The following is a 9,044-nucleotide window of genomic DNA, read 5'->3' on the forward strand; positions in this document are numbered from 1 at the left end:
TGCTGGCCTCGGTTGCCGCCTTGGCCGGCGCTTCCACCGGATGGGACTCCCGGCCCCTGGGCGCGAGCCTGACGGTGGGCCTGGCCTGCGCCCTCGGGGTGTACGCGATCGGGCTCGTCGTCAGCGCGTTCGTCGGCCGGGTCGGCTTCGGCACCATCTTCCTGGTGATCGTCACCGCCGTGATGCTCGCCGGCGCCTCGCTGATCCCGAAGAGCATCGGCACGGACTGGCGGGACGTCACGTGGACCCCCGCGTCCGCGTCGGAGGTGGCGCCCTCCTACCGGCTGGACGCCGGGGAGGGCGAACTGAACCTGCGCAACGTCCGGTTCACCGGTGACCACAAGGTCGTACGCACCAAGGCGACGGTGGGTGCCGGGGTCCTGAAGGTGGTGGTGCCCCGTGACGCCCGGGTCGAACTCGACGCGGACCTGGGCGCGGGGGAGATCCGCCTGCCCGCACGGACGAATCCGTTCGAGGGCGGCTTCGTGATGAGGAGTCTCTCGGGCGTGGACAAGCACGAACGGCTGACGCTGCGGCCGCCCGACGCGCGCGAGCCGAAGGGCACGGTCAAGCTGTCGGTCGATCTCGCCGTGGGGCAGATGGAGATCGTGAGGCTTCTCGCCTCCGGCGAACGCTCCGACGGACGCTCCGACAGGGCCCTCGCGCCCGCGGGCCGGGTCGGGCAGGAGGGCGAATGATGAACAGGCACCGCTTCGAACCCGCCCGGCTGCTGCTCGGCCTGCTGATGGCGGTAGCAGCGCTGACGTACGTGATGGACGCGCTCGGTCAGTGGCAGGTGCCCACCTGGCTGCTGCTGCCGATGCTGCCCGTCGCGCTGATGATGGCGGCGTTCACCGCGTGGGCGACCTTCCTCGTGCGCCGGCGGCTGAAGCGCCGGGCGGTGGAGGAGCCGCCCGCAGGTCCTGCGGGGCCGAACGCACATCCACCGGAGAGCATGCCCGTGGACGAGTTGCGGCAGGGGTACGGGCGTTCCGGCGACGACCGCTCCGGGCAGTCCGGCGGTCTCTGACCGGCACTGGACCGGTGTCCGGCGCTCGGCCGGGGACAGGCGTGCGGGCCGCGGCTGTGAACTCCCGCGGCCCGCACGCCCGTTGCCTGCCCCTGGTCCGGCTCAGCCGAAGATGTGCCTGCCCCTGCGGCGGCGCTTGCGTGAGATGGCCATGTCGAGCGACAAGGTCGGCGCTCCGGCGAAGATGAGCGGGACCCAGGCCATCATGTACGGGAGGTCGTTGCCGTAGTAGTACGGGTCGCTCGCCCAGCTGACCGTCAGCCACAGGCTCAGCGACAGGAGCATGCCGCCGAAGGCGGCCAGCCGGGTCCACAGGCCGACGATCGCGCCCAGGCCGACTGCCATCTCACCGGCGGCGATGGCGATGCCGAACGTGCGCGGGTCGTTCTGCGCGAGGTCGATCATCGCGGGTATCGCCGCGGCGTCACGCGCCGAGTCCAGCAGCTGCGCCAGCGATCCGCTGCCCTCGCCGGAGAGGAAGGAGGGATCGGTGACCTTGTCCAGGCCGGCGTAGAGGAACGTGGCGCCGAGGAAGAGGCGGAGGGGCAGTAGCGCGTACTTGGACGCCCTTGCCCGGATGCTGCCCGGTGGACCGCTCACCGGCCCGTCCATGCCGCTGACCGTCGTGGGTCCATCCGTCAGAGCCATGCCACGTCCCACCTTCCCGAGGGTGCCGCCACCACCGCATGCCCGTCCGGGGCCTGCGAAGGGTCGACACGGTACGCGGCTGTGGTCGAACACACACCCTGTATGAACACTCCAGCGCACAAGCGGTGTGTCCGGTGAGGCGCGGGTGGCTTCGGATTCAGGACAGACCGGACCAACTGGTTCCGGCGGTCCGTGCGGTGGGCGGGGCCGACGCTCCTTCGGCGCCGGTCAGCCCGCCTCAGTCAGCGACGTCGATGGGGTAGCGGTTGGTCTCGACGCCCGCCGCCGTGACGACCTGGACCTCGACCCGACCCGGCTCGACCTCCACGGGCACCGGAACGGTGAGCGTCGAGTCGGCGGGGTTGGCGAACCCGCCGGTGACCGGGATCAGCGGAACGGGGACGTGAACGGCGCCGACACGCACGACCATGCGGGCCAGCCGGTCGGGCTCGTCCGCGCCGGGGGGCACGAAGCCCGCACCGCGGATCTCGATGTCGTCGCCGGTGCGGATGGGGGCGTGCAGGTCCCCGATCTCGCGTGCCCGCACCACGGACAGCACGACGGGACGGCCGCCCTCGGCGTACTTGCCCGCGAGGTACGTCGCCGCGGAGACCACGACGAGCAGGGCCAGGCTCCAGGGCAGGTCGGGAAGCTGGTCGGGCTGCCGGCCCAGACGCACCGCGGCGAAGACGACGGCGACGCCGCTGATCAGGACGTACTGCACGTCGCAGAAGGAACCGCGGCCCGCGTCGTCGGTGAGCAGGTCGGCAGCACGGGGACGGTCGGCGCGCACCTTCTGCAGCCGCTGCTGCTGCACCCGGACCGTGACGGTGCGGCGCACGAAGACCGCTATGGCACAGCTCAGCGCCAGGACCGTCAACAGCCCGGCGCCCTGGGACAGTTCGAGCCCGGTCAGCAGCTCCTTGCGCTCGGCGCGCCCGGAACGGGCGGCCAGCTCCAGGGCGAGGACCAGGACGTCGTACACGGCGAGGCAGATCCACGCCGCCGCCACCGTCCGCGAGGTGGAGAGACGGTTGTCCTCACCGATGAGCGGCGCGAGGGCACCCCCGCGCGCACGGTGCAGATACGCGGCGAGAGACACCAGGCCGGCGGCGACGAACGCCGCGATGAGCGTGGCGGTACGCGCGACGGACCAGCCCGCAGCGATGGCGGTGAGCAACTGCCCCAGCAGCAGCGCGCCGACAACCGCCCACACGCTGATGACGGTGCGCCGCCACATGGACGCCATCCTGAAGGCGCCCTCCTCGCGGCCGCGGTCGGCGACGGTACGGGCGGCGCGGGTCAGCTCGTCCGAGACCCACTGACGTGAGGCGCCGGGCGAGTGCGCCAGAGCGGCGGGAAGGCCGCCGCCGTCGGCGAGTTCGTCACGGCGACGGCGGAAGTCCGCGAGGGCGTTGCGGTGTCCGGCGCGGGCACCGTGCGGGCAGTCGCCGCAGGTGCAACGCGTGGAGTGCGTGGCTGTACGGGCTTCGGGCCGCGTATCGGAACGGGTGTCGGGGTGAGCGGACTTGTGCGGGGTGACGGCCTCATCGCTTGCACTGCCGCCGCCTGTCGTGCCGTCACGTGCCGTGTCCACGGCCACTGCGCAACCCCGCCTCTCGAGCACTGTCTCAAACACCGTCGGTGAAAGGCGCATTGTGCCCTACCGGAACCCTCGAAGGTGCGGCAGGGCCGCCTTCGTCACCCGGCCGTGTGAGCGGGAACCGCAAGGTTCCAACGACCGGGAGCATCCCAGGGCAAATGTCCGAAAGCTACGTTCATCTGTGAACGCGGCAGCACTAGCGTTTAGTTCGGACCAGTAACAGAGGAACCAGGGGGAACAGCATGGTGGCTCGGCCCGTCGGTCTGACGCAGCTCAGTCCGGACTTCGTATGCGATCCCTATCCGGTGTACGCGAAGCTCCGGGAAGAGGGGCCCGTCCATCACGTACGCGGCCCCGACGGCGTCGAGTTGTGGCTCGTCGTCGGATACGACGCCTGCCGGACCGCCTTCACCGATCCGCGGCTGAGCCGTGACTGGCTGAAGTCGGGGAGCCTCGGGCAGCTGACCGGCGCCGAAGACGTCCCGACGCCGGCGCTCGCGCACATGCTGATGTCGGATCCGCCGGACCACACAAGGCTGCGGCGGCTCGTGGCAAGGGAGTTCACGCCGCGCCGCGTCGAGTCGCTGGCCCCGCGCGTCCAGCAGATCACCGACGAACTGCTCGACGCGATGCAGGCACGGCCGGAGCGCGCGGCGGACCTGATCGCCTCCTTCGCGTTCCCGCTGCCCATGACCGTCATCTGCGAACTGCTCGGCGTGCCCGAGCTGGACCGGGAAGCGTTCCGCGGCTGGTCCAACGAGATGGTGGCGCCCACCGGGCAGGAGGCGCAGGGCCGCGCCTACGTCGAGATGCCCGCCTACCTCAGCGAGCTCATCGGCGCGAAGCGGAAGGCCCCGGGCGAGGACCTGCTCAGCGCGATGATCCACGTCGTCGACGAGGGTGGCGACCGCCTCTCGCCCGACGAACTCATCGGCATGTGCGTCCTGTTGCTCGTCGCCGGTCACGAGACAACCGTCAACCTCATCGGCAACGGCATGCGGGCGCTCTTCGCGCATCCGGAGCAACTCGCCGCCCTGCGCGCCGACTTCGGTCTGCTGGACGGGGCGATCGAGGAGATGCTGCGCTACGACGGCCCGGTGGAGTCCTGCACGGAGCGACTGGCCCTGGAAGACGTCGAGATGGACGGCGTGACCATCCCGGCGGGCTCGATCGTGCTGATCTCCATGGCCGACGCCGACCGCGATCCGGCGCGCTTCGAGGAGCCGGAACGGTTCGACGTCCGCAGGGACGCCCGGGGCCACATCGCCTTCGGGCACGGCCTGCACCACTGCCTGGGCGCTCCGTTGGCGCGGCTGGAGGGCCGGATCGCGGTCGGCTCGCTTCTGGAGCGCTTCCCCGGCCTCACGCCCGATGTGGACGAGGCACGGCTGTCCTGGATTCCGGGGATGCTCATCCGAGGCGTACGGGAGCTGCCCGTCCGCTGGTGACCCGGCGCGGGGGGGCGTGAGCGCACTTGGCTACGCTCCCCGCCATGGGCGCACTCATCAATGTCTTCGTCGGCCTTCACGTCATCGGCATCGCCGCACTGCTGGGCGGCTTCCTCTTCCAGATGAAGGCGATGCGTACGGACCAGGCCCGCTTCAACTCCGGCATGCTGCACGGCGCATTCACCATGCTGGTGACCGGCATGGTCCTCGTCGGGCTCAACCAGGCGGACGACGACCCGGTCAACAACGTGAAGATAAGCGTGAAGCTCGCGCTGCTCGTCGTGATCCTCGGCCTGGTCTATGTGAAGAGGGACGAGGAGAAGGTGCCGGCGTCGCTGTTCGGCACGGTCGGCGCACTGACGATCGCCAACATTTTCATCGCGGTGCTCTGGACGTGAAGACGCCGGCGACAGCGGGCAGTTGATCCTTCCGCCCGTACCGCCGCCGGCGTCCCGCCGCGTGGTGCCGTCGTGCCCGCCCCGGGTCAGCCCGGCCGGTTCGCCGAGTGGAACGGCATGTTCTCGATGGTCTCGTAGCGCACCTCGGCACCGGGCTTCGGCGCGTGGATCATCTGGCCGTTGCCGGCGTATATGCCCACGTGGCTCACGTCGTCGAAGAAGAAGATCAGGTCGCCCGGCTTCATCTGCGACTTGGAGACCTTGGTGCCGACGTTCACCTGGTCGAACGTGGTGCGGGGCAGCGTGATCCCGGCGCTCTTCCAGGCTCCGAGCGTGAGCCCGGAGCAGTCGAAGGAGCCCGGCCCGGTCGCGCCCCACACGTAGGGCTTGCCGAGCTGCTTCTTGGCGAAGCTCATGACCTTCGCCGCCGCGGCCGAGTCCGTGGCGCCGCCCTTGCCCGCTTCGGAACCGGCCTCGTCCTGCCGTGCCTTCTCCGCCCGTTCGGCTGCCTTGCGGGCCGCCTCTTCCTTCTTCTTCTCGATCGCCGCCAGACGGGCCTTCTGCTCCGCCGTCAGCTTCGAGAGCATCTTGCGCGCCTCGGAGAGCTTCGCCTGGACATCCTGCTTGTTCTTCTTCAGCGCCTTCTGGGAGGCGGCGAGCGAGTCCAGCTCCTCGGTGGCCGCCTTGCGCTTCGTCTCCGCGGCCTTCTGCTGCCGCTCGTAGTCGGTGACGGCCAGCTTCTGGCGGCCCGTCATCCGGTCCAGCACGCGCGTCTGCTCGAAGAACTGCTGCGGCTCCTCCGTCAGGAGGAGTGTGGCGGTCTCGGACATTCCGCCGTTGCGGTACTGCGCGGTGGCGTAGTTGCCGAGGGTGCGCCGAGCGTCGTTGAGCTTGTCGGTGCGCTTCGCCGCCGCGTCGAGGGATCGGTCGGCCTTCTCGCGCTGCTCGTCCGTCTTCTCCTTCGCGGCGTTGTACTTCTGCGTCGAACTCTCCGCCTGCTGATACAGCTTGTCGACCTTCTTCTTGACCTCCGAGATCGACGGCTTGCCGTCGTCCGGCGCGGCCTGCGCGCTCTGGGAGAGAAGGGAGACGGAGGCGAGGGCGGCGGTGGTTACTCCGAGCGCGCCGCGCATCGTGGTGGCGGACTTGAGAATCCGGGTGCGCGGCTTGCGGTGGGACGCCAAGGCCGGCAACTCCTTCCGTGAACCGCCTACCGGGTTAGCTGACGGGTTCGGGCGAACGGAAGGCTGCCCTACGGGCCGTGCACACGCTCTGAGCGGCGCTTGCGGCCCGATTCACCCCAGGTGCGGACGCGGTGTCGCGTACGCGGTGGGTCCCCGGCTCCGGCGGCACTGCCGGGTCGGACTCGGCGGAGGCGACCCGTGCCGACGCTTTCGCCGACTAGCGGTGCGGGCCGTCTGGCACGGCACGGTAGCGGAGTTGTGGGGTGCGTGTGAAGGCCAGTAGGTGATACGTCCGATATCTGTTCGTTATCGAGGGCGACTTGTCTCAGGTCGGCCGTCCGCGGGGTTTCCCCGACACCGCCGGGCCGTGGGGGAGTGTCAGCGGAAGAGCCTAGAATTTTCGACGATGAGCAGCCTCTTCGACGACAGCTTCCTGGCCGGCCTCGTGCCCGTACGCGCGCAGGACGGCCCCCCTCCCGGGCACGGCGAGGAGCACCCGCCTCCCCCCGAGGCCGACCACCACGGCGAGGGCGAGATCCCGCACGCTCTCTTCGCGGGCACCTACGAGGGGCCGGGCGGCCCCGATGCGGGAGGCGGGGGCGCTTCGTATCACCGGGGCGGGGCTCCGCGCACCGTGGTGGACGCGGCGGCGCTGCTGGAGGAGATGAACGAGGAGCAGCGTGCCGCCGTGGTGCACACGGGCTCACCGCTGCTCATCGTCGCCGGTGCGGGGTCGGGCAAGACGCGGGTGCTGACGCACCGCATCGCCTACCTGCTGGCAGCACGTCGTGTGCACCCCGGTCAGATCCTCGCCATCACCTTCACCAACAAGGCTGCCGGCGAGATGAAGGAGCGCGTCGAGGAACTGGTCGGGCCCCGTGCGCAGTCGATGTGGGTGTCGACCTTCCACAGCGCGTGCGTACGCATCCTGCGCCGGGAGAGCAAGAAGCTCGGCTTCACCTCTTCCTTCTCGATCTACGACGCGGCCGACTCCAAGCGGCTGATGGCGCTGGTCTGCCGCGACCTGGACCTGGATCCCAAGCGGTATCCGCCGAAGTCGTTCAGCGCGAAGGTCTCCAACCTCAAGAACGAGCTGATCGACGACGAGGACTTCGCGGCCCAGGCCGGCGACAACTTCGAGAAGACGCTCGCCGAGGCGTACACGATGTACCAGGCACGGCTGCGCGAGGCCAACGCTCTGGACTTCGACGACATCATCATGACCACCGTCCATCTGCTCCAGGCGTTTCCCGACGTCGCCGAGCACTACCGCCGCCGCTTCCGGCACGTGCTCGTCGACGAGTACCAGGACACCAACCACGCCCAGTACACCCTCGTGCGCGAGCTCGTCGGCACGGGCGCCGCGCCGGGAGTGCCCGGTGCCGGCGGTGAGGGCGACGAGGAGCAGGCCGCGCCGGAGATGGCCGAGCTGTGCGTCGTCGGCGACGCGGACCAGTCCATCTACGCCTTCCGCGGTGCCACCATCCGCAACATCCTCCAGTTCGAGGAGGACTACCCCGACGCGACGACGATCCTGCTGGAGCAGAACTACCGCTCCACACAGACGATTCTGAGCGCCGCCAACGCCGTCATCGAGCGGAACGAGAACCGCCGCCCGAAGAACCTGTGGACCGAGTCCGGTGCGGGCGCCCGCATCACGGGCTACGTCTCCGACACCGAGCACGACGAGGCACAGTTCGTCGCGGACGAGATCGACCGGCTCACGGACGCCGGTGAGGCCAAGGCCGGTGACGTGGCGGTCTTCTACCGCACGAACGCACAGTCCCGTGTCTTCGAAGAGGTCTTCATCCGGGTCGGGCTGCCGTACAAGGTCGTCGGCGGCGTGCGCTTCTACGAGCGGCGCGAGGTCCGCGACGTGCTGGCGTACCTGCGCGTGCTGGCCAACCCCGAGGACACGGTGCCGCTCCGCCGGATCCTGAACGTGCCCAAGCGCGGCATCGGGGACCGTGCCGAGGCCATGATCGAGGCGCTGTCGCTGCGCGAGAAGATCACCTTTCCGCAGGCGCTGGCCCGCGTCGACGAGGCGTACGGGATGGCGGCCCGCTCCGCCAACGCCGTGCGGCGCTTCAACGTCCTGATGGAGGAGCTGCGCACCGTCGTCGAGTCGGGGGCCGGGCCTGCGACCGTTCTGGAAGCGGTGCTGGAGCAGACGGGCTATCTCGCCGAGTTGCAGGCCTCCACGGACCCGCAGGACGAGACACGCATCGAGAACCTCCAGGAACTCGCAGCCGTCGCCCTGGAGTTCGAGCAGGAGCGCGGCGAGGACGAGCCCGGCACGCTCGCCGACTTCCTGGAACAGGTCGCGCTCGTGGCGGACTCCGACCAGATCCCGGACGAGGAGGAGGGCGAGGAGACGGGCGTCATCACGCTGATGACGCTGCACACGGCCAAGGGCCTGGAGTTCCCCGTCGTCTTCCTCTCAGGCATGGAGGACGGCGTCTTCCCGCACATGCGCGCCCTCGGGCAGACCAAGGAGCTCGAGGAGGAGCGCCGGCTGGCGTACGTGGGCATCACGCGTGCGCGCCAACGGCTGTATCTGACGCGGTCGGTGCTGCGCAGCGCGTGGGGCCAGCCCTCCTACAACCCGCCCTCCCGGTTCCTGGAGGAGATTCCCGACGTCTATGTGGACTGGAGGCGTACGGGCGCGGCGGCGACGACCTGTTCAGCGGCGACGTCTATCTCGCGGACACCGCTGAGGACCGCGAACTGTCC

At 69.9% G+C, this 9,044-nt stretch carries 7 protein-coding genes, 1 pseudogene and 1 riboswitch; of the genes and pseudogenes, 5 read left to right on the forward strand and 3 right to left on the reverse strand.

Features of this window, described 5'->3' with window-relative positions; translation table 11 throughout:
* Nucleotides 1-698: pseudogene (locus H5J26_RS24990) on the forward strand (cell wall-active antibiotics response protein); the annotation flags it as partial.
* Nucleotides 695-1,030 (forward strand): hypothetical protein, encoded by a 336-nt coding sequence (locus H5J26_RS24995; RefSeq protein WP_181768221.1) that lies wholly within the window; start codon nt 695-697, stop codon nt 1,028-1,030. The pseudogene H5J26_RS24990 and the gene H5J26_RS24995, both read left to right, overlap by 4 nt.
* Before the next feature lie 102 nt (nt 1,031-1,132).
* Here the strand turns inward: H5J26_RS24995 and H5J26_RS25000 are convergent, their stop codons facing one another.
* Together H5J26_RS25000 and H5J26_RS25005 are read right to left on the reverse strand one after the other, a co-directional pair.
* Nucleotides 1,133-1,678, reverse strand: a complete 546-nt coding sequence (locus H5J26_RS25000) for a DoxX family protein (RefSeq protein WP_181768222.1) — start codon at nt 1,676-1,678, stop codon at nt 1,133-1,135.
* 238 nt (nt 1,679-1,916) lie between these two features.
* A complete protein-coding gene (locus H5J26_RS25005; RefSeq protein WP_419183848.1) occupies nt 1,917-3,281 on the reverse strand; it encodes a hypothetical protein in 1,365 nt (454 codons plus the stop codon).
* A 242-nt stretch (nt 3,282-3,523) separates the two neighbouring features.
* Between H5J26_RS25005 and H5J26_RS25010 the strand changes: the two genes are divergently transcribed.
* The gene (locus H5J26_RS25010) at nt 3,524-4,729 is read left to right on the forward strand and encodes a cytochrome P450 family protein (protein WP_181768224.1); all 1,206 of its coding nucleotides are present in this window, start codon (nt 3,524-3,526) and stop codon (nt 4,727-4,729) included.
* A 44-nt stretch (nt 4,730-4,773) separates the two neighbouring features.
* Nucleotides 4,774-5,127 (forward strand): hypothetical protein, encoded by a 354-nt coding sequence (locus H5J26_RS25015; protein WP_181768225.1) that lies wholly within the window; start codon nt 4,774-4,776, stop codon nt 5,125-5,127.
* Between the two features lie 86 nt (nt 5,128-5,213).
* On the opposite strand, the gene H5J26_RS25020 is transcribed toward H5J26_RS25015, so the two are convergent.
* Entirely contained in the window at nt 5,214-6,311 is a 1,098-nt protein-coding gene (locus H5J26_RS25020) for an NlpC/P60 family protein (RefSeq protein WP_181768226.1), read from the reverse strand.
* A 7-nt stretch (nt 6,312-6,318) separates the two neighbouring features.
* Nucleotides 6,319-6,509, reverse strand: a riboswitch (cyclic di-AMP (ydaO/yuaA leader).
* Nucleotides 6,510-6,717: 208 nt separating this feature from the next.
* Between H5J26_RS25020 and pcrA the strand changes: the two genes are divergently transcribed.
* Nucleotides 6,718-9,044: DNA helicase PcrA (gene pcrA / locus H5J26_RS25025; protein WP_181768227.1), on the forward strand; the 2,327-nt coding region annotated here is incomplete at its 3' end.

This window comes from Streptomyces albidus (ex Kaewkla and Franco 2022), assembly GCF_013870515.1.
GTDB classification, from domain to species: Bacteria; Actinomycetota; Actinomycetes; order Streptomycetales; family Streptomycetaceae; genus Streptomyces; species Streptomyces albidus.